Below are 19628 nucleotides of genomic sequence, written 5' to 3'. Positions count from 1 at the left end.
TTTCTTTTTATTTATTAGATTTATGGATATCATTGATTTCTTCTTTTACATTATCCACTACAGATGAGCGTCTATCTTCTGTATATTTAGAAGATGATTTTAAATGATGATCACCGTCTTGGACTTCAGATTCATTAGTCTGTGTATGAGTCACATTATTTTCTTGTAACGATTGATGTGACGTTTCTTTTTTATCCAATTCACTATTAGATATCTTATTTGAATCATCTGTGTCATCATTTACATGGTCTAAATAATTATTAGGTTCTACTTCATCTAATGATTGGTTTGTTGTTTTATATAAGATAAAGCGAATGACTAAACTTAAAAGAATGAAAATAATACCAACAATTGTAGTACTTAAAGCAATGACTTTCATAGAGAATAAGTCGCCAGTTTCTTCGCTAAATAAGAATACTTGAGCAAATGTCATTGCAGCATGGAATAACATTGCAATATAAATCGTACGACCTTTAGTTGCTCTAATTAATTCACCGACAATCATTGAAAACATAAATGTATATAAGAAGTGATAACCTGCATATTGCATTCCATATGTCGTGTTAATAGTCCAAATAGAATACATTAAACCTACAATGATTGAAGCAAAAAATGTATTGACTTTACTTTCAACAATATTTTGTAAATATGAACGGAATCCAAATTCAGCAAAGAAAGCCATGAAAATATGACCAATCATAATTGTAAATACAGATACTGATAAATCATTGGCTTGTAATAAAATAAAACTATCAGCAAATCTATTGAAACTCATCATTCCAATAATAAAAATAATGAGCGGCAAAATTAACGCAAGTATTATACGTTCAATAACTCTAATATCAATAGAGAAATTCAAACCAGCTAGTTGAGTACGCTTATTTTTAAATGCAATAATACAAATTATTGCAGCAATAAATGGCGCTAAATTATTAATACTAAACACAAAACGTTTAATACCAATAGATGCTTGAAAGTCTCGCAGGATTAAAGACAATGCCATTGTAACAACGAAAAATACAAAAATTGTTAAAGTCCATTGAAATCCTGAAATACGTTTCGTCTTCATGTATGTAACCTCCATTAGGGTAACCATATATATTCTTTTCTTAATATTATACATATTACAAGGGGATAAATAAATTGTCCATTTTAAATATCATTAAAATGTAATAGTATTGAATTATTTTTAAATTTTTGAAACTAATATTTAATGTCTGAATCATAAATTAAAGGGTAAATAATTTAATAAAAATGGGTATTGATTGTATAAAATATGTTATATGATTAAGATAACCTTAAATAATTAGGAGGCATCTAATATTATGTACAGTGAAAGCAATCCAAAACTATGGAAAGGAAGAGTAGATAGTCAAAATGATCCTAAGCAGTTTAAGCATTTTCAGACCGTCACATTTGCTAATTTAGAAAAAATAGAAAATCGTTTTGATAAAGTTGGTGTAGGTTTGTTAGGCTATGCCGTTGATAAAGGGATTGAACTGAATGAAGGAAGAATTGGTGCTAAAAAAGGACCAGACGAAATAAAAAAAGCGTTTGCCCAATTACCTGATTTAAGTGAATGTGAATCTCTTGTTGATTATGGAAATGTAGAATATACAAAAGGTTCTCTAAGTGAAGTTCAAGAAGAAATGGGACATTTGGCTGCTCGAGTTATTCAACAGCATCACCAATCTTTTTTTATTGGTGGAGGACATGATATCGCATACGCACAATACCTAGCAACGAGACACACTTATCCTGATGCTTCTATTGGCATTATTAATATCGATTCACATTTTGAGACGCGTGCTGATGTACAATCTAATTCTGGTACAATGTTCAGACAAATTTTAGAAAAAGATGATAATGTTGATTACTTAGTTTTAGGCTTATCTCAAGGTAGAAATACACGTTCTCTATATGAATATGCTGAAGAAAAAGGAATTATCTATGTATATGCAGATGAAATTTTAAATGATTTGTCTCCAACCATTAAAGATAAGATTGAACGTTTTATTCATCAGCATGAAACGATTATGTTTACAATTAGTATGGACGCCATCGATAGTGCATTTGCACCTGGAGTAAGTGAACCTACTGTCCTCGGATTGAATCCTCATTCTGTATTTAATATAGGTAAACGCGTTATATTAAGTGGAAAGACATCTTCTATTAGTATTGCTGAAGTCAATCCAAATTATGATATTGATCATCGTACTGCTCAACTTGCAGCGAATTTTATTCACCATTTTATAGAGTAGTTATTTTAAAAATTGAAATGAACTTTTAGATAAGAGTAGTCCACCATTCTAAGTAATGGATATCTACTCTTATTTAGTTATAAGAAAAGTTTGATAATTATGATACTATAGACTATACAACATTTTATTGGACTTAGAGAAAGGGAAGTGACATTGATGACAAGTTTTAACGACGTTGTAAAATGGAGACGCATGTTTCATCAATATCCTGAGTTATCAAAATACGAATATAAAACGACGCAACGTATAAAAGATATATTAACTTCATACAATATTAAAATGATTGACATTCCAATGGAAACGGGCCTAGTAGCAGAAATAGGACAAGGAGAAAAATGTATTGCTGTTCGTACTGATATTGATGCGTTACCTATTCAGGAGCAAGTTAGTCAAGACTTTACTTCTACTAATGATGGAGTGATGCATGCTTGTGGACATGATATTCACATGGCTAGTATCTTAGCTATTGCTACCAAGTTAAAAGAAGAAGAAGAACAATTAAATGGAAGAGTAAGGTTTTTATTTCAACCCGCTGAAGAGCTTGGGTATGGTGCTAAAGTCATGGCTAAAACCAATGCATTAGATGATGTACAAGCGATTGTTGGATTTCACAATTATCCAACATTAGATATTGGAGAATTTGCAATTAAATCTGGTCCTATTACGTCTGCTGTAGATCGTTTTGAATTTAAAATTCATGGCAAGGGAGCTCATGCTGCCAAGCCAGAGCAAGGCAATGACCCTGTAATGGCGTTAGGGCAATTAATTACAAGTTTGCAAACAATTATTAGTCGTAATTTATCTGCCTTTGATAGTGCTGTCATTACAATAGGAGAAGTGTCTTCAGGTAATACTTGGAATGTTATTGCAGATAATGCTTATGTTCAAGGTACGGTACGTTCATTCAAACCTGAAGTACAAGATTATATTGAACAACGTATGCATGATATTGCTAAAGGATTAGAACAATTATTTAATATAGAGATTGAATTAATTTATACACGTTTACCAGGCGCAGTTATTAATGACGTAGAGCTTACAAAACATGCTAAAGAAGCGGCAAAAAAAGTAGGATACACAGTAATTGATTTAGAACATCCATATACAATTGGAGAAGATTTTTCTGGTTTATTAGAGCATCATCCAGGTGTGTTTGCATTTATTGGATCGAATAGCGAATATGATTTACATCATCCAAAATACAATCCAGATGAACGTATTTTAGAAAAAACACCTGATTATTTTATAGAACTGATTTATCAATTATTATCATAATATTTATTAGAAAATTTTAGAATTATGATTTAATTACTACTTAACGTGGTAAACCAGTGTTGAGTAATTAAATAGGAGATGATTTTAATGGGTGCACAAGATCCAAGAACTAAATTTAAAGATTCTGATTATAAAAAACAAGAACAAGAAACACCAGGTTATCAATATAAAATGTCACCTAAACCAGATTGTGGTGAAGAATCATATGAAGGTCATGGTCGTTTACAAGATTATAAAATGCTGGTAACTGGTGGCGATTCAGGTATTGGACGTGCAGCAGCAATCGCTTATGCTAAAGAAGGCGCTGATGTAGTTCTTAACTACTTACCAAGTGAAGAACAAGATGCACAAGAAGTTAAAGAAGTCATCGAAAAAGCTGGAAGAAAAGCAGTACTTATCCCTGGAGATGTGAGAAATGAGCAGTTTAACTATGATTTAGTAGAACAAGCTTATAATGAATTAGGTGGCTTAGACAACATTACTCTTGTTGCGGGTCATCAACAGTATCATGATGATATTCATGGATTTACAACTGAACAATTTGCTGAAACATTTGAAACAAATGTGTATCCAATTTTTTGGACTGCTCAAGCAGCAACTAAATATTAAAAACCAGGTGCTTCAATTACAACGACATCTTCAGTACAAGGGTATAAACCAGCTGCAATTTTACATGATTATGCCGCTTCTAAAGCAGCAATTATTTCATTAACAAAAAGTCTTTCTGAAGAATTTGGAGATAAAGGTATTAGAGTGAATAGTGTAGCGCCAGGACCATTTTGGTCACCTTTACAAATCAGTGGTGGACAACCTCAATCAGCAATACCAGAATTTGGCCAAGCTACTCCACTAGGCCGTGCAGGTCAACCTGTTGAATGTGTGGGACCATATGTATTATTTGCTTCAGAAGATGGTAGTTATTTAACTGGTCAAGTTCATAGCGTTACTGGTGGTATTCAAATCGACTAATTTAGTTAAACGTTAAGTATACTGGCGAGAGATTTTTAGAAATCTCTCGCTTTTTATTTTATAAAGGAGAATTAAAAATGAAAGGGATTAATCCAAATCAATTATCAGATATTCAAAATTATAAATTATTAAGTGGTTCAGTTATACCTAGACCTATTGCGTTTGTAACATCGGAAGATGAAAAAGGTAATTTAAACGGTGCACCATTTAGCTTTTTCAATGTAGTGAATAATAAGCCACCTATGATAGCAATTGCAGCACAAAGAAGTAATGGTAAGCGTAAAGATACTGCTATAAATATTGAAAAAACAAAAGAATTTGTTGTGCATATTACAGATGAATTCAATATTGAAGATATCAATGAGACGGCTGCACCTTTAAAATACGAAGACAATGAATTAGAACGCACATCATTGACTCTTATCAGTTCATCTATTATACAGACGCCTGCTGTGAAAGAAGCTAATATTCGTTTTGAATGTAAATTAGATCAAATGATTCAATTAGGTACTAAAAATGATGGTGCGGATTTAATTATAGGAGAAGTTGTTATGTATCATATAAATGAAGATGTCTATTTTGAGGATAGTAAAATTGATTTTAATCAGCTTAAACCCGTAGCACGTTTAGCGGGAAATAATTATTCTAAACTCGGAGACACATTTACAATTAAACGTCCAGAATCATAATAATATGAATTTTACATGTAATTGTATTGACGATGATATATGAATCTTGTACCTTTAAATATAAATTCAATTAGTATTAAGGAAAGTAGGTTAAATATGGAAGAAGGGAATAAAGGGCATGCATGGGCACTACTACCTCTTGTGCTATTTATTGCATTATTTTTAGGAATAGGAATCGCTACTGGAGATTTTAGTAATATGCCTTTAAATGTTGCGATAACGATTACTGTGATTGTAGCATTAATGATGAATAGAAAAGAAAAATTTTCAAAAAAGATTGAAATATTTACTCAAGGGGCAGGGCATTCAAATATTGTCCTAATGGTTTTCATCTTTATCTTAGCAGGTGCATTTTCAACTACTGCTGAAAAAATGGGTGGTGTCACGTCTACAGTTAATTTAGGACTATCACTCATACCACAAAATTTTATTATTGTAGGATTGTTTATAATTTGTATGTTTGTCTCTATCTCTATGGGAACCTCAGTTGGAACTATTGCAGCACTTGCACCTGTAGGATTTGGATTTTCTCAGGCAACTGATATTTCAGCTATGTTAGCGATGGGAACAGTAGTAGGCGGTGCGATGTTTGGTGATAATTTATCAATGATATCAGATACCACAATAGCAGCAGTACGTACTCAAAAAACAAAAATGAGCGATAAGTTTAAAGTTAATTTTTGGATTGTTTTACCAGGTGCAATTCTAACAATTATCATTTTATTTTTCTTAACAAATGGTGTACATATTGATCATTCTAAGCAATATGATTATAACTTAGTGAAAGTCATTCCTTATATTTTAGTGCTTGTTTTAGCCGTCATTGGTGTGAATGTTATCGTAGTTTTAATTAGTGGTACTATACTTTCTGGAATCATTGGTCTTATTGATGGTTCTTTCAATTGGAAAGGTTTATTAACTGCTATATCAAAAGGAATTATTGGAATGGAAGATATTGCAATTATAGCTTTACTTATTGGCGGGCTTGTTGGTCTTATTCAACATAATGGCGGTGTAGAATGGTTGCTTAATTTTGTGAAATCGAAAGTGAAATCGAAACGTGGTGCTGAATTTGGTATCGCTAGTCTTGTGAGTGTAGCGGATATCGCTACAGCAAATAACACAATTTCAATTATTATGTCAGGACCATTGGCTAAAAATATTGCCGACGAGTATGAAGTAGATCCTCGTAAATCAGCAAGTCTTCTTGATATTTTTGCTGGATGTTTTCAAGGTCTGTTACCCTATAGCCCTCAACTTATTGCAGCAGCGGGTGTTGCTGGAATATCTCCTTTTAGTATGTTGCCATATTGTATTTATTCAATTTTATTAGGCATTTGTGGAATTCTAGCAATTGTATTTAGATTTCCACGTCTTAAGACGAAATAAATGATATATAACAAGTTAAAATCATCTAAATTTATATTTTTTTTAATTTCTGATAGTTGAAATTTTGGTAGTATTTATAAATGCGTTAAAATATAACTAAGAGTGAAAGTAGGTGAGATGAGTGGCAAAATATAATGTAGAAAATGAACAAGTTGAGATTCATATTGAGCGTTTATTTAAATATTCTCCAGAATTGGTTTATAGTGCTTGGACAGATATAAACTTATTAAAGCAATGGTTTATGACCTCCCAACGAACAAATAAATTATTTGATGCAGATATTCATGAAGGTGGACAATATCGAATAGTAGATGCTCGTAATGGTAAACAAAATGTAATTCAAGGTAAATATGAAGAATTAGTATCCGATGAATACATCAAAATGACTATTGGAATGCCAGAATTAAGCGATAGTCAAGATGTTATTGAAGTAGAATTTGAAGAGCGTGAATCAGGCGGTACGCAAATGTTCTTTTACTATCAATCTATAGTAGAAAAAGAACGTCGTTTAACGGCTTTAGAATATAAACATAAAAAGAAAGAATATCATGATTCTACTGCACATGGTTTAGAATTAATGTTTGATCGAATGAATGAAGTTTTAGATCAATATGTAGAGGACAATGATATGTTACTTTAATTAAAATGAAAAGACCTATTGAGTAAAAGTCAGTTATTACTTAATAGGTCTTTTTATTTATTGTAATTCACCGTTTTCTTTTCGCTCATTATATTTTCTTAGTAGCGTTTCAAAAAAGATATGATAATTAATAAAGCTAGAATAATCTATATCATTGTATAAATAAAATGTATGGCTAGAAACGTAAACATTATAATTTGCCTTTTGTGCTAATGTATTGTCTTTCATGGTTGTAACAGAAATAAAATAACGTTGGCGCAATTGAAGTAAATTAGTAATCTCAGTTAATTGGTGAGTTTCTCCAGATAAAGAAATCACAAAAAATAAGTCATCTTCATTAGAGTAGTTAAGTACCATTTTAATCTCATGTTCATCATGCAATACAATTACATTTTTATGCATAGTTAATAAGATACGTTGTGCTTCTTCAGCTACATTTTTCTGAGCTCGTCCAGTACCATATAAGTATACATTGGTAGCTTTATCAATTTTTTCAGTAATAAGGTTAAAATTTACCCTTTCTAGGTAAGTAAATGTTGTTTCAATTTCTTGTTTAAATTGTTTGATTGAATCGGTAGGAACTTCATGTAAAGATTGACTTTCAAATTTTAAATAAGATTTAAAATCACTATAGCCATCAAAGCCTAATTTACGTGTGAAACGATGAATAGTTGCGTTTGATGCATGTGTATATTGTGATAGTTCTTGTATTTTTAAAGTTTTACATTGTTCTATATGTGTATTAACAAAATGAGCTATATGAAGATCATTGTCATTTAATTTATCAAAGTTAGTATTAACTCTCTCATCTAATAACATATAAACACCTCAAGTTATAATATTGAAAATTTTTTCATCTATAGAAAATGTAAACTGATTATACAAAAATATTTCAAAATGAGTCAATATCATTGTATATATGAAAGCGTTTACTATAATAGAATTAAGATATTAAGAAAGCGCTTAAAAAAGTGCAATATCATATGATTAACTATGATATTTAGATTTGGGGGTCAGCATATGAACGCAATAAAACGTTTTGGGAGCGCAATGATAGTTCCAGTATTAATGTTTGCATTCTTCGGGATTATATTGGGGTTTGCAACACTATTTAAAAACCCAACAATAATGGGTGGTTTGGCAGACAGTCACACATTTTGGTTTAAATTTTGGTCAGTCATTGAATCTGGTGGTTGGGTTATCTTTAATCACATGGAAATTGTATTTGTAGTAGGTTTACCAATTTCACTTGCTAAAAAAGCACCAGGTCACGCAGCATTAGCAGCTTTAATGGGTTACTTAATGTTTAATACATTTATCAATACCATTTTAACGCAATGGCCACATACGTTTGGTGCAAACTTACAAAAAGGTGTTGAAAATGTTACAGGTTTAAAAGCAATTGCAGGTATTCCAACATTAGATACTAATATTTTAGGTGGTATCATTATTTCAGCTATTGTAACTTGGATACATAATAGATATTACAGTAAGAAATTACCTGAAATGCTTGGTGTTTTCCAAGGTTTAACATTTGTAGTCACTATTTCATTCTTTGTTATGTTACCTGTAGCAGCCATTACATGTGTAGTGTGGCCAACGATTCAAAGCGGAATTGAATCATTACAACACTTCATTATTGCTTCTGGTTATATAGGCGTATGGTTATACCATTTCTTAGAACGTGTATTAATACCTACTGGACTTCACCATTTTGTTTATGCACCAATTGAAGTAGGTCCAGTTGTAGCAAAAGATGGTTTAAAAGCAGAATGGTTTAGACATTTAAATCAATTTGCCGAAAGTAGCAAACCATTAAAAGATCAATTCCATTATGGTTTCATGCTTCAAGGTAATGGTAAAGTATTTGGCGCAATTGGTATTGCTTTAGCAATGTATTCTACAACACCTAAAGAAAATCGTAAAAAAGTAGCTGCATTATTGATACCTGCTACATTAACTGCTGTTGTAGTTGGTATTACAGAACCATTAGAATTTACATTTTTATTTATTGCACCATTCTTATTTGTTATTCATGCATTATTAGCTGCAACAATGGATACAATCATGTATGGTTTTGGAGTAGTTGGTAATATGGGTGGAGGACTACTTGACTTTATTGCAACAAACTGGATTCCACTTGGACAAAATCACTGGATGACTTATGTAGCTCAAGTTATTATTGGTTTAATTTTCTCAGCAATTTACTTCTTTGTATTTAGATATCTTATTTTAAAATTTGATATTCCATTACCAGGACGTCGTGCTGAAGAAGAAGTGAAACTATTTTCTAAAAAAGATTATAAAGAGAAAAAAGGTGAAGATAGTACAGACACTTCAGGTTTTGAGCCTAGTAATGAATATGAAGAAAAAGCATATTATTATTTAGAAGGTTTAGGTGGAAAAGAAAATATTAAAGATGTGACAAATTGTACAACACGTTTACGCTTAACTGTTAATGACGAATCAAAAGTAGAAGATACTGCATATTTTACACATCAACAAATGTCACATGGACTTGTAAAAAGTGGTAAGAATGTACAAGTAGTTGTAGGGATGACCGTACCACAAGTACGAGAAGCATTTGAACACTTAGTATTTGATGAAAATGACAAAAAATAAGATACTAAAAGGGTCGAAACATTTTGTTTCGACCCTTTAACTATTCTAAGAAATACGTGCATTATGTAATGCGCGAGCTTTATATGTGGCTGATAAAATATCAATATTTCGACAAGCAATAAACTGAATGAGTTTCGAGAATATTTCTGGTTTACAACATACGCTAGCATAATTATTGTTTAATGTATAAGTTAAATCATATTGATTAGAGAAATATGTCATTATATCAATAACTTTATCTTTAATAAAAGCATCTTGTAATCCATCTATACATAAATTAAAGCGTTTAGAAGAAGAATAATATTGTCCAGAATCCAATAAGATGTGTGTATTTCTAGAAGAAAGAATTTGGTAAATAGAAATTTGGTAAAAACTTAAAAAACTAATGAAATAGGGTAATTGTTGTTTAGGCAAGCTGATTTCAAGGGCTGGAGTATTGTTATATTTAATAATGTTGTATTGAAATGATTCGCAAAATTGAACATTTCTGCAAATTTTCATTAATTGTCTTTTAGTCGATCTTGATTGCAAACCTACAATATTTAGAATGTAAGTTTCAAATTTATCTATCCACATGCAAGAACCTCCCAATTCTTAATAATATGTAGTCTTCATGTCATTATCATTCTTAAAATGAAACACGTCGTTCCCATATACAGTCTGATTGTATCACTCTTTATTATGATTATCACTACGACTTTTGAATGAATTTTAATTTAATATTTTTGTAATATATTCGTAACTCTATTTAAAAAAGAAAAAATAAAGACATACATATTTTAAATATTCTGAAAATTCATTGTTTTACTTTTTCTCCTGTGATACTCTTATTTCATTATTTAAAATAAGAGGGTGACATCATGTTAAGTAAAGTAAGTGAATTTGCAACTAAGACATTTTTATTATGGATGTTTATTGCTGCTATTATAGGTTTTATATTTCCAACTCAACTAGCGACGATGGGTCAATTCGTCCCATGGCTATTAGGAATTGTGATGTTAGGCATGGGAATGACAATTAAACCTAGTGACTTTAAATTAGTTTTTAAAGAGCCGAGGTCTGTTATTATCGGAGTGATCTTACAATTCACTATTATGCCTACCTTGGCCTATACTATTGCTAAAATATTTAATTTACCAGCTGAGTTAGCAATTGGAGTGATTTTAGTTGGATGTTGTCCTGGCGGAACATCAAGTAATGTCATGAGTTATCTAGCTAATGCTAATGTCGCGTTATCTGTAGCGATTACAAGTGTATCTACTTTATTAGCACCATTTGTAACACCGGCTTTAATTTATTTATTTGCTCATGAGTGGTTACATGTATCATTTTTAAGTATGTTATGGTCGGTCATTCAAGTTGTTTTATTACCAATAATCATAGGATTCCTTTTACAACTTGCTTCCAAAAAAGTAACTCGGGAAGCTACTAAAATTTTACCAATTATTTCTGTAGTAGCGATTTCATTGATTTTAGCGGCTGTTGTTGGAGGGAGTAAATCACAAATTCTTAAAACTGGATTCCTTATTTTTATTGTAGTCATTTTACATAATGTAGTGGGCTATTTATTAGGTTATGTTTTAGCGCATGTATTCAAACTTGATAGAAGAGACAAAAAGGCCGTTTCTATTGAAGTTGGAATGCAAAATTCAGGTTTAGCTGTGTCTTTGGCAACTGTACATTTTAGTCCACTAGCAGCAGTGCCAGGAGCTGTATTCAGTTTTGTTCATAATATTTCTGGACCTATTCTTGCCAAATATTGGTCTAAACGTTAATGTAATATGTTAAACTTACCTATAATATTAAGTTTAAAGGAGAAATATCATGTATAAAGCAATAGTATTCGATTTTGATGGTACAATTGTCGATACTGAACAACATTTATTTAATATTATTAATAAGCATTTAATTAGTCATAAAGCAACACCAATTACACTCGATTTTTACCGTGAAAATATTGGTGGAGAAGCAAAGGATTTACACGAATATTTGGAACAGACGATTGGAAAAGATAATAAAGAAATTATTTATAAAGAACACCATCAAACAAGTAATCAATTAGAAATTAATCCTACGATTAAACAATTAATGAAATACTTGAAGCAACGTCATATTCCTATGGCAATTGCGATAAGTAGTTATAAAAAGGATATTTTTCCAGTATTTAAGAGTTTAAGTTTAGGTGAATATATAAATATTATTGTTGGGAGAGAAAGTGTAGAATATGTAAAACCAGATCCAGAACTTTATTTGACTGCGGTTCAGCAGCTTAATTATTCTCCAACTCATTGTTTAGCTATTGAAGACTCTGTAAATGGTGCTACAGCTGCTTTTCGCGCTGGATTAGATGTTATAGTAAATACAAATGATATGACTCAAAAACAAGATTTCTCAACTATTCCATATATTGGTAAAGATTTAAATGGTGAAGAAATTATAAATCGTTTTTTTGAAAAGGGTCATGTGTGAATGACATGTCGTGGCAATTAATCATCTTCTTTTTAGCTGGACCCATTATTATCGGAATAGGAAATCTTGTTTTAGGTCCAATATTTAATAAACGTATTCCTTTTAGAGTTCGTATACGTTCATTCATGTTAGGATCAATGATATATCTTATACTTGCTTTTATAGCGTATTTCTTTTTGTTACAAGGCAAATTATAAAGTGACTGACCAATATAACAGTAAAAAAGGAACCTTTTTCTAAGGTTCCTTTTTTATTAAATAATTATTTTTAGAATAATTGTAAAGACTAATAAAACAATTAAAATCGCATCAATACCTACCATTACGGTAAATCTAGTGCTTTTAGATCCTTGAGATTTAGCTTGTTTCATTGCATTATAATTTGGTATGAGACTTAAAAATAATAAAACAATAATTAATATTATACCAATAGTGACTGACATATATTTATTCTCCTTTTCTTTTTTCAATCCATTCCCATATAAATCCTGCAATAATACCTACACAGATTCCTGTTAAAACACCGAACTTTGGAGAAGATAATAATGTTCCTATAATTAAAAAGATTATAACAGCGATAGATAAAGTAATACTAAATTTTATTTTACGTTGATCAGAATTAAAGATTGAAAATACAATTAAGTATAGTAAGAAAAATACTAAAGTTGCTAAAAGCGTTCGTAGTATAAGCAAACTTACCATGTGTTGTTGTTCACTAAAAAAGTTCAGTAAAAAGAACACAATAGCAAAAATAATAGATACCTTCATATCCTTTTTTAATAAATGCTGCATAAGGTTAAACTCCTTTAAGTCTATATAAGCAGTATAGCATACTGCTAAAGTATCAATTAAATATATTAATTTAGTAATATGATTCTCAACTAAAAATAACCCAATAACACAAATATTAGATTATTCATTTTTGCAAAAAGTAAAAAAATTTAAGTAAATTGACGAAACCGCTTTCGACAGAATTTAAAAAATATATTTTATTTTCTGAAAATTATAGTATAATAACTTCAATAAGGTAAAGGATATGTCGACTAAGAAAACGTAATAAATATTTTCTAAAGGTTAAAAGTATCGCACCTTAGTCCAAATAGAGATGGGGTATTTTTATGGATAATAATGAATTACATAGGGGACTGAGTGCACGTCAAATTAGAATGATTGCGCTGGGTGGGACAATCGGTGTAGGTTTATTTATGGGGGCAACAAGTACAATTAAATGGACTGGACCATCAGTTATTTTTGCGTATTTAATCGCAGGGATATTCTTATTTTTAATAATGAGAGCAATGGGAGAAATGATTTATTTAAATCCAACAACAGGTTCATTTGCAACATTTGCTAGTGAATACATACATCCAGCTGCTGGCTATATGACAGCGTGGAGTAATATATTCCAATGGATTGTCGTTGGGATGAGTGAAGTCATTGCCGTAGGTGAGTATATGAATTATTGGTTCCCTCATTTACCACAATGGATACCAGGCGTGATTGCAGTAGTATTATTATTAATAGCAAACTTAGCTTCAGTTAAAGCGTTTGGAGAATTTGAGTTTTGGTTTGCAATGATAAAAGTGGTAACAATTGTATTAATGATTATTGCTGGATTAGGATTGATTTTCTTTGGAATTGGTAATGGAGGACACCCTATCGGTATTTCTAACTTATGGAAACATGGTGGATTTATGCCAAATGGATTAGTTGGTTTCTTCTTTGCACTTTCAATCGTTATTGGTTCTTATCAAGGGGTTGAGCTAATTGGTATTACTGCAGGTGAAACAAAGAATCCTCAAAAGAATATTAAAAGTGCTGTAAATGGTGTTATATGGCGTATATTAATTTTTTACATAGGTGCTATTTTTGTTATTGTTTCAATATACCCTTGGAATCAATTAGAAAGTATTGGTAGTCCTTTTGTAGCTACATTCTCTAAAATTGGTATTACATTTGCCGCAGGTTTAATCAACTTTGTTGTATTAACTGCTGCATTATCAGGATGTAACTCTGGTATTTTTAGTGCAAGTCGTATGATATATACACTTGCTCAAAAAGGGCAAATGCCTAAAATCTTTACACGTGTAATGAAAAATGGTGTGCCATTTTATCCTGTATTAACTATTGCAATTGGTATTTTAATTGGAGCATTATTAAATGTTATTTTACCTTTATTTATAAAAGGCGCTGATAGTATTTTCGTGTATGTTTATAGTGCATCTATTTTACCAGGTATGATTCCATGGTTTATGATTTTAATCAGTCATATTCGTTTCAGAAAATTACATCCAGAACAGGTTGAAAATCATCCATTTAAAATGCCAGGAGGCACAATTTCTAGTGTTATGACAATTATCTTTTTACTCATTGTTTTAATTGGTATGTTATTTAATAAAGACACAGTTATTTCAGTGGTTATAGGTATTATTGTCTTAGCAGGGGTTACAGTGTATTACTTTATTCGCGGTCATCACAAAAATGATGCTATAAAAAGAGTAAAATAACGATAAAAATATATAATAAAAAATCTGAGACGTGCATAAACGTCTCAGATTTTTTAACGTTTGGATAGTAAATCCCTAAATTAAACATAGACTAATATCAAGTTTTTTTAATTGTAGACCGAGACCCCAACATAAAGTCATTCAAAAAGAACGTCGACGCCCAACATAAGTTGGGAATGAAGTGGAACAATGAGTTTTATCCCACTCCTTTTTTATTAATGTTTAAATTCAATTTTTGATAAATACTTGTGGTAATTATCTAATGAAATCTTTGACTGTGTCATATAGTCTAAAGAAGCGTGATAATTACGTGCTATAAAGCGGTAAAATATAATATCAATCGTATATAATTGTGCAAATAATGCAGTTGTCGCACTCATACACAGTTCGTTTTTATAATCTTCATTATACGTTAAAACTAAATCAGAATCTTTTGCAATTGAATTATTGTTAGAACTTGTAATTGTAATCATTGAAAGGTTAAAATCTTTAACGACTTTTACCATTGCTTGTAGTTCGCTCTGTTCACCACTATGGGTAATAAAAACGACACAATCATTTTTATTATGTGTAGACAACATTGTAGTTAGTAAATGTGTATCTTGAACTAATTGAATATTGAGACCAATACGGGATAATTTCTGATAAAATTCAAGCGCACACACGTATGAACTCCCATAACCATATAGAAAAATGGTATGTGCCTGTTTAAATGTTTCGCAAATAGCGTCAATAGTTTGGTGATCTATAAAATGATTACTTTGTTTTAACGACGCTTTAGTTTGAAAATATAATTTTTGTTTTAAGCTTTCTACTGATTCATTTTCTACTAACTTGATATTATACGGTGTGACTTGTTTAGGAAACCATTGCTTAATTTCATCGCGTATAGCTTTAAAATTTTGATTAATTAATTTTTGACTATAACGATTCATAGTAGACACACTAATATTAAGCTCATCTGCAATCGCTTCATTAGACATTGAAACTAATTTATGTGGAGAATTTAATATGAAACGTGAAAGTTTCTGTTCACTTTTAGAAGACGAAGCGTAGACTTCATCTATCCTACTTAAAATATTTGTCATCCAATCACCTAATTTATTAAAAGTTTTTCTTTCATCATAAATAGATAGATGAAAATGAAAACATCTCTATCTAGGCATGTGAATACATCATATATTACATCTAAATTCCCACAAATATCGATAAATAACTGTAAAGTGATTAAGTTAAGTAAAGGTTTACGTAACAGGATTACCGAAATAATGTGATATTCTCCCACCAATATGACATTATTTCGTGAATTAAAAAACAGTATGCAGTTTTTACTTAATATTAATCAAGCATTATTATACATACTATAAATTACAATGACAATTTACCTACTAAACTTATCGAAAAAATAAGGTTATTGATAATTATTAATTTGATTATAAACTTTATAAATATGATTTTGACGTTCTTGCAAATCGACGATTAAATTTCCATTTTTAAAATTTTGAAGAGGGATTTGTTTTAAATGAGTCATCAATTCATTGTATTGTTCGAAGCAATACGTTTGTGAATCAGAACAATGAGATGAAATACTATTTATTTGATTATGTTTAAAATGCGCACGACAATGATTAATAAAATTATTGTAATCTTTAATTCCCAAAGATAAATGTGCTATGTCCATAAAATAATAATATTTAGCTTTTTCTAGTAAAATTAATAATTGAATTAAAATGTGTTGATCGTATATTAAGGTTTTATAATGCATGGTATACTCATCCTTTAAAAGAGGGTGTTAAGGATATTTGGTATGTAAGCATTTAGTATTTGAGAATGAAAGTGAGAATACACGAAAATTTCTTCAATACTCACTTTATTCATTGTTTTTAGGTTGTAGAAATTCCTTATAGTTATGAATAGTAATATCGTATGTTTGAATTTTTTTTTCAAATGAATAAGAAATATCAACAATATTTAATATTGATAATTCACGAGTTCTACCGAATCCAATTTCATAAACAATAGCAAACCATTGACCGTTACGGCACAGTAAGCCGATGAATATCACATTTTCTGCAGTAATTTCATTATTTTCTGAAAAGTCAACAAGCATAACATGTCTTTCGTTACTATAAATTAAAATATCTGAAAACAAATGTGGTAATGTTAGAGAATGTGTATCTTCTAATTTAATATTATTGGAGATATGTTTCAGTATTTTTAGCATTTGTGTATTAGGTGTTTTTAAACATTGGTTTATAATTGAATGAATGTCTTGAGTGTAAGGTAATGTAGAGTGAGATTGACTTTCTTGCAAAGTTAAAAATAGTGCAATAAGTTCGGATTCATTTAATTTAAGATGAAAATAATGATCAGTATTTTGAATTTCATATCCACCGCGTCTTCCTTTATGAGCGTATATATGAACTCCTTTAGATTCTAAATCATCAATATCTCTAGTAATTGTACGGGTAGAGACATTAAATTGTTTTGCTAAATCAGACGCATTGATTTTATGTCCTTGTTGAATTAATGAAATAATTTGATTTTGTCTTTCCATTTTATTCAATATACTCACCACCTATGAACATTACATATTACATTAATTATAACATAAGACTGAGATTCAAGACATTTTTAGTAATAAGTTGATTGGAAGTGTAATAATAAACTATTTTTATTTAGAAAACGCTTACAATCATTAGATAATTATGCTAATATAGTATTTGTAACAGGGTAGAACGATTTCAAACAAAGGGGTAGGGGCTGTATAACAGATAGCTCAAGGTGAATCGTTCGGGTTACATCGAAACATCTTCAATATTTATTACTTACTTTCCTTTCTATTTTGTCGGCTAGCAAATGACTAGCCGATTTTTTATTTAAAAAAAATAATATGTTATATGATAAGATGAATAAAAACGTTGAGGTGACATCATGCAAAAACAACAACTTCAATTTATAGATAAGCATATTACGGATTGGTTCCAACATTTAGATGGTATTATTCCTAATTTAATTAAAAACATGGTTACAGAAACAAAAGAAAATCGATTCGATTTAGTTACAAATGTAGATAAACAAATACAAAATGATTTCGAGGCCTATCTGGAAAAGTATTTTCCTACACATCAGTTATTAGCTGAAGAAAAAAATAATGAGGGTATTGAACCTTATCAGGGACACCTTTGGATTATGGACCCTATTGATGGAACAGCCAATTTAGTGAAACAACAAGAAGATTATTGTATTATTTTAGCTTACTTTGAAAATGGACAACCTAAATTATCTTATATTTATGACTACGCTCATAAAATAATATATAAAGCAATTGAAGGTAAGGGGGCCTTCATGAATAATGTCAAACTTGAGTCTCCAGAAGTATTATCGCTTAAAGATACTATTGTTTCATTTGGTTCAGAATACGTGAATGAAAAATTAAGTAAAGCTTTGTATCAATCGTCTTTTAGTGTGAGATATATAGGAGCTTGCGGATTAGATTCAGTGCGAGTGATAAAAGGACAATTTGGAGCACATTTTAATACTAATCCTAAACCTTGGGATATCGCAGCACAGTTTTTATTCGCCAGAGAATTAGGATTAGTGATGACACAGATGGATGGACAACATCTTGATTTCGCTAAAGGTGGCCCCTTTATTATTAGTAATAAAGGGTGCTACGAGGAGATATTAGCTATTATTAATGATAAACACTAATCCTTCTCTTCTTAGTTATTTAATATATTTCCTACTAAAGTTGTATAGTAAATTAAATCATTTAATATATAATAATGGAGATATATTTTAATATAAGTAGAATAGGAGGAGGAAGATGCAACGTCCTGATAGAAAAAAACGTTCCTCTAGTAAAATAATGAAATGGATTATTAGTATACTTGTTGTGTTAGCTGTCGTTACTGTAGCCGTTATCGCGACAACGATATTGATAACAGGTAATAAAATTCATAACCCGCTTCATCGTCAACAATCTGAATTGCGTTCTCATAATGTTAATTTAAAAAATGGAGATCCATTTACAATTGCCTTATTTGGTGTTGACTCTAATGCACAACGTAAAAGCACAAATGATGGTGAACGTAGTGATACAATAATGATTTTATCAGTGAATCCAAAGAAAAAAACGACTGAGCTTGTAAGTATTCCACGTGATACTCAAGCAGAAATCGTAGGAAGAGGTACAACTGAAAAAATTAATCATGCTTACGCTTATGGGGGGCCTACCATGGCTGTTAAATCATTAGAAAAACTAATGAATGTGCCAATAGACCACTACGCTACTATTGATATGGATGGATTACACGACATGATTGATTCGGTAGGCGGTGTTAACATAGTAAGTAATGATACATTTACAGTTCAAGGTACAACATTTACTAAAGGGCAATCTACTCATGTTGATGGAGATACAGCCATGGCATTTATTAGAAGTCGTAAAGAAACAGGTGCAGGTGGTGATTTTGGACGTCAAGAACGTCAACAACTAGTTTTACAAGCTATGGCAAATAAAATGGTTAGTTCTTCAGTGATTACACATTTGCCATCATTAATTACTCAAATTCAAAAGAACGTCACAACTGATTTAACATTAGGAGACTTAAATGAAATTAGAAGTCATTATAAAGAGGCTAATGATACAGTTAATCGTCATCAGCTAGAAGGGACAGGTAGTATTCAAAATGATGGATTATGGTATTTTATTCCTAATGAAAGTTCAAAAGTGCAAATGACAGAGGTATTAAATAATAATTTGAAAAAATAAAAAAAATATATAGCAATTAAAAAATCTGAGA

At 30.6% G+C, this 19628-nt stretch carries 19 protein-coding genes and 2 pseudogenes; 13 read left to right on the top strand and 8 right to left on the bottom strand.

What is annotated here, in order from left to right:
* Positions 1 to 240 precede the first annotated feature (240 nt).
* Positions 241 to 1069 (bottom strand): annotated as a pseudogene (locus NR218_RS07140) (lysostaphin resistance A-like protein); the annotation flags it as partial.
* Positions 1070 to 1325: 256 nt separating this feature from the next.
* Between NR218_RS07140 and hutG the strand changes: the two are divergent.
* The 6 genes and pseudogenes from hutG (at position 1326) to NR218_RS07110 (ending at position 7223) form a co-directional block, all read left to right on the top strand.
* Positions 1326 to 2261 carry a formimidoylglutamase gene (hutG, locus tag NR218_RS07135; protein ID WP_019835632.1) on the top strand — a complete coding sequence of 312 codons (936 nt, stop codon included), beginning with the start codon at positions 1326 to 1328 and terminating at the stop codon, positions 2259 to 2261.
* Positions 2262 to 2417: 156 nt separating this feature from the next.
* A complete protein-coding gene (locus NR218_RS07130) occupies positions 2418 to 3536 on the top strand; it encodes an amidohydrolase (RefSeq protein ID WP_242282565.1) in 1119 nt (372 codons plus the stop codon).
* An 87-nt stretch (positions 3537 to 3623) separates the two neighbouring features.
* A pseudogene (locus tag NR218_RS07125) lies at positions 3624 to 4505 on the top strand (SDR family oxidoreductase).
* Between the two features lie 77 nt (positions 4506 to 4582).
* Entirely contained in the window at positions 4583 to 5194 is a 612-nt protein-coding gene (locus NR218_RS07120; RefSeq protein WP_017174904.1) for a flavin reductase family protein, read from the top strand.
* Between the two features lie 96 nt (positions 5195 to 5290).
* Positions 5291 to 6583 carry a Na+/H+ antiporter NhaC family protein gene (locus tag NR218_RS07115; protein WP_017174903.1) on the top strand — a complete coding sequence of 431 codons (1293 nt, stop codon included), beginning with the start codon at positions 5291 to 5293 and terminating at the stop codon, positions 6581 to 6583.
* Between the two features lie 121 nt (positions 6584 to 6704).
* On the top strand, positions 6705 to 7223 hold the full coding sequence (locus NR218_RS07110) for an SRPBCC family protein (protein ID WP_002448616.1): 519 nt from the start codon (positions 6705 to 6707) through the stop codon (positions 7221 to 7223).
* Positions 7224 to 7280: 57 nt separating this feature from the next.
* On the opposite strand, the gene NR218_RS07105 is transcribed toward NR218_RS07110, so the two are convergent.
* On the bottom strand, positions 7281 to 8042 hold the full coding sequence (locus tag NR218_RS07105) for a MurR/RpiR family transcriptional regulator (protein WP_048679170.1): 762 nt from the start codon (positions 8040 to 8042) through the stop codon (positions 7281 to 7283).
* A 201-nt stretch (positions 8043 to 8243) separates the two neighbouring features.
* On the opposite strand from NR218_RS07105, the gene NR218_RS07100 reads away from it, so the two are divergent.
* Complete coding sequence (locus NR218_RS07100) at positions 8244 to 9845, top strand: alpha-glucoside-specific PTS transporter subunit IIBC (protein ID WP_017174901.1); 1602 nt, start codon at positions 8244 to 8246, stop codon at positions 9843 to 9845.
* Positions 9846 to 9890: 45 nt separating this feature from the next.
* On the opposite strand, the gene NR218_RS07095 is transcribed toward NR218_RS07100, so the two are convergent.
* Positions 9891 to 10421, bottom strand: a complete 531-nt coding sequence (locus tag NR218_RS07095; RefSeq protein WP_017174900.1) for a hypothetical protein — start codon at positions 10419 to 10421, stop codon at positions 9891 to 9893.
* Between the two features lie 284 nt (positions 10422 to 10705).
* On the opposite strand from NR218_RS07095, the gene NR218_RS07090 reads away from it, so the two are divergent.
* Genes NR218_RS07090 through NR218_RS07080 form a run of 3 tightly spaced genes read left to right on the top strand, consistent with a single transcriptional unit; the run spans position 10706 to position 12511 of the window.
* Entirely contained in the window at positions 10706 to 11620 is a 915-nt protein-coding gene (locus NR218_RS07090; protein ID WP_017174899.1) for a bile acid:sodium symporter family protein, read from the top strand.
* A gap of 49 nt (positions 11621 to 11669) precedes the next feature.
* Positions 11670 to 12314: an HAD-IA family hydrolase gene (locus NR218_RS07085; RefSeq protein ID WP_265883293.1), complete on the top strand. Its 645-nt coding sequence runs from the start codon at positions 11670 to 11672 to the stop codon at positions 12312 to 12314.
* Between the two features lie 5 nt (positions 12315 to 12319).
* Entirely contained in the window at positions 12320 to 12511 is a 192-nt protein-coding gene (locus NR218_RS07080; protein WP_002454981.1) for a hypothetical protein, read from the top strand.
* 56 nt (positions 12512 to 12567) lie between these two features.
* Here NR218_RS07080 and NR218_RS07075 read toward each other — a convergent pair whose 3' ends face one another.
* Both NR218_RS07075 and NR218_RS07070 read right to left on the bottom strand, forming a co-directional pair.
* Positions 12568 to 12756 (bottom strand): hypothetical protein, encoded by a 189-nt coding sequence (locus tag NR218_RS07075; RefSeq protein WP_002448560.1) that lies wholly within the window; start codon positions 12754 to 12756, stop codon positions 12568 to 12570.
* 4 nt (positions 12757 to 12760) lie between these two features.
* Entirely contained in the window at positions 12761 to 13105 is a 345-nt protein-coding gene (locus NR218_RS07070; protein WP_017174897.1) for a hypothetical protein, read from the bottom strand.
* 326 nt (positions 13106 to 13431) lie between these two features.
* On the opposite strand from NR218_RS07070, the gene NR218_RS07065 reads away from it, so the two are divergent.
* Positions 13432 to 14820, top strand: a complete 1389-nt coding sequence (locus NR218_RS07065) for an amino acid permease (RefSeq protein WP_019835274.1) — start codon at positions 13432 to 13434, stop codon at positions 14818 to 14820.
* A gap of 215 nt (positions 14821 to 15035) precedes the next feature.
* Here NR218_RS07065 and NR218_RS07060 read toward each other — a convergent pair whose 3' ends face one another.
* The 3 genes from NR218_RS07060 to NR218_RS07050 all read right to left on the bottom strand — a co-directional run bounded on the left by NR218_RS07060 (position 15036) and on the right by NR218_RS07050 (position 17386).
* Positions 15036 to 15908 carry a MurR/RpiR family transcriptional regulator gene (locus tag NR218_RS07060; protein ID WP_017174895.1) on the bottom strand — a complete coding sequence of 291 codons (873 nt, stop codon included), beginning with the start codon at positions 15906 to 15908 and terminating at the stop codon, positions 15036 to 15038.
* A 323-nt stretch (positions 15909 to 16231) separates the two neighbouring features.
* Complete coding sequence (locus NR218_RS07055) at positions 16232 to 16585, bottom strand: hypothetical protein (protein WP_017174894.1); 354 nt, start codon at positions 16583 to 16585, stop codon at positions 16232 to 16234.
* A gap of 105 nt (positions 16586 to 16690) precedes the next feature.
* Positions 16691 to 17386, bottom strand: coding sequence for a helix-turn-helix transcriptional regulator (locus NR218_RS07050; protein ID WP_070436506.1), 696 nt, complete (start codon positions 17384 to 17386; stop codon positions 16691 to 16693).
* Between the two features lie 368 nt (positions 17387 to 17754).
* Here NR218_RS07050 and NR218_RS07045 point away from each other — a divergent pair, with 368 nt between their 5' ends.
* Together NR218_RS07045 and NR218_RS07040 are read left to right on the top strand one after the other, a co-directional pair.
* Positions 17755 to 18534 (top strand): inositol monophosphatase family protein, encoded by a 780-nt coding sequence (locus NR218_RS07045; protein WP_048762118.1) that lies wholly within the window; start codon positions 17755 to 17757, stop codon positions 18532 to 18534.
* Between the two features lie 115 nt (positions 18535 to 18649).
* The gene (locus tag NR218_RS07040) at positions 18650 to 19597 is read left to right on the top strand and encodes an LCP family protein (RefSeq protein ID WP_048762117.1); all 948 of its coding nucleotides are present in this window, start codon (positions 18650 to 18652) and stop codon (positions 19595 to 19597) included.
* The last annotated feature ends 31 nt before the right edge of the window (positions 19598 to 19628 follow it).

This window comes from Staphylococcus sp. SUC_1.2 (assembly GCF_026222585.1).
The sequence above is the reverse complement of the archived record's forward strand: the minus strand, read 5'-3'. Positions and strand labels throughout refer to the sequence as shown.

Excerpts from the sequence above, each read along its gene's own strand:
- NR218_RS07095 (WP_017174900.1), bottom strand. The coding sequence starts at position 10,421 with ATGTGGATAGATAAATTTGAAACTTACATTCTAAATATTGTAGGTTTG.
- NR218_RS07040 (WP_048762117.1), top strand. The coding sequence starts at position 18,650 with ATGCAACGTCCTGATAGAAAAAAACGTTCCTCTAGTAAAATAATGAAA.
- NR218_RS07080 (WP_002454981.1), top strand. The coding sequence starts at position 12,320 with ATGTCGTGGCAATTAATCATCTTCTTTTTAGCTGGACCCATTATTATC.
- NR218_RS07055 (WP_017174894.1), bottom strand. The coding sequence starts at position 16,585 with ATGCATTATAAAACCTTAATATACGATCAACACATTTTAATTCAATTA.
- NR218_RS07100 (WP_017174901.1), top strand. The coding sequence starts at position 8,244 with ATGAACGCAATAAAACGTTTTGGGAGCGCAATGATAGTTCCAGTATTA.
- NR218_RS07060 (WP_017174895.1), bottom strand. The coding sequence starts at position 15,908 with ATGACAAATATTTTAAGTAGGATAGATGAAGTCTACGCTTCGTCTTCT.
- NR218_RS07065 (WP_019835274.1), top strand. The coding sequence starts at position 13,432 with ATGGATAATAATGAATTACATAGGGGACTGAGTGCACGTCAAATTAGA.
- NR218_RS07130 (WP_242282565.1), top strand. The coding sequence starts at position 2,418 with ATGACAAGTTTTAACGACGTTGTAAAATGGAGACGCATGTTTCATCAA.
- NR218_RS07085 (WP_265883293.1), top strand. The coding sequence starts at position 11,670 with ATGTATAAAGCAATAGTATTCGATTTTGATGGTACAATTGTCGATACT.
- NR218_RS07120 (WP_017174904.1), top strand. The coding sequence starts at position 4,583 with ATGAAAGGGATTAATCCAAATCAATTATCAGATATTCAAAATTATAAA.
- NR218_RS07115 (WP_017174903.1), top strand. The coding sequence starts at position 5,291 with ATGGAAGAAGGGAATAAAGGGCATGCATGGGCACTACTACCTCTTGTG.
- NR218_RS07075 (WP_002448560.1), bottom strand. The coding sequence starts at position 12,756 with ATGTCAGTCACTATTGGTATAATATTAATTATTGTTTTATTATTTTTA.
- hutG (WP_019835632.1), top strand. The coding sequence starts at position 1,326 with ATGTACAGTGAAAGCAATCCAAAACTATGGAAAGGAAGAGTAGATAGT.
- NR218_RS07070 (WP_017174897.1), bottom strand. The coding sequence starts at position 13,105 with ATGCAGCATTTATTAAAAAAGGATATGAAGGTATCTATTATTTTTGCT.
- NR218_RS07105 (WP_048679170.1), bottom strand. The coding sequence starts at position 8,042 with ATGTTATTAGATGAGAGAGTTAATACTAACTTTGATAAATTAAATGAC.
- NR218_RS07045 (WP_048762118.1), top strand. The coding sequence starts at position 17,755 with ATGCAAAAACAACAACTTCAATTTATAGATAAGCATATTACGGATTGG.
- NR218_RS07090 (WP_017174899.1), top strand. The coding sequence starts at position 10,706 with ATGTTAAGTAAAGTAAGTGAATTTGCAACTAAGACATTTTTATTATGG.